The sequence below is a fragment of the Arcobacter caeni genome (assembly GCF_003063245.1).
In the GTDB taxonomy this organism is placed as follows: Bacteria; Campylobacterota; Campylobacteria; order Campylobacterales; family Arcobacteraceae; genus Aliarcobacter; species Aliarcobacter caeni.
On record NZ_MUXE01000049.1, the window covers coordinates 1 to 608 of the forward strand.

The 608-nt window shown below is 29.6% G+C and carries 1 protein-coding gene; it reads left to right on the plus strand.

Features of this window, described 5'->3' with window-relative positions:
- Positions 1 to 519, plus strand: a 519-nt coding sequence (locus B0174_RS12075) for a DMT family transporter (RefSeq protein WP_133174805.1), incomplete at its 5' end; no start/stop codon positions are given.
- Positions 520 to 608: the final 89 nt, after the last annotated feature.

Below are 608 nucleotides of genomic sequence, written 5' to 3' on the forward strand. Positions count from 1 at the left end.
TCTTGTATGTTTTTACTCTTTTGGGGCTTGATGTATTTGCCTTTAGCAAATAATATTGCACTATTTTTTATAGAACCTTTAGTTTTAACTGTTTTATCAATAGTCTTTTTAAAAGAGAAAGTTACAAGAGCTTTACTTATTGTATTATTTGTTGGGCTACTTGGGACAATGATTATTATAAGACCTAATTGGTCAGCTTATGGAACAGCTGCAATACTGCCTATTCTTGCAGCAATTTTTTATGCTCTTTATCTTATGACAATACGAGTATCAAAAGATATAAAAGATGTTTTAACCATGCAGTTTTGGATAGGAATTATAGCTTCAGTTTTTACTTCTATACTTTTTTTAATAGCTCAGCCTTTTGATTTAGAGGTTTTATCTTTTAATAAAATAGACCACTCTTTATGGTGGTTGGTTTTTCTTTTAGCTGTAGTTACTATAGTAAGTCAGTTGTTGATTTCAAATGCCTTATATTATGCAAATGCAAGTTTACTAGCCTCTTTTCAGTATATATAGATAATAAGTGCAACTTTATTAGGGTGGATTATTTTTAATGATATCCCAGATAGATTGACCATGTTAGGGGCTATTATAGTGATTTTTTC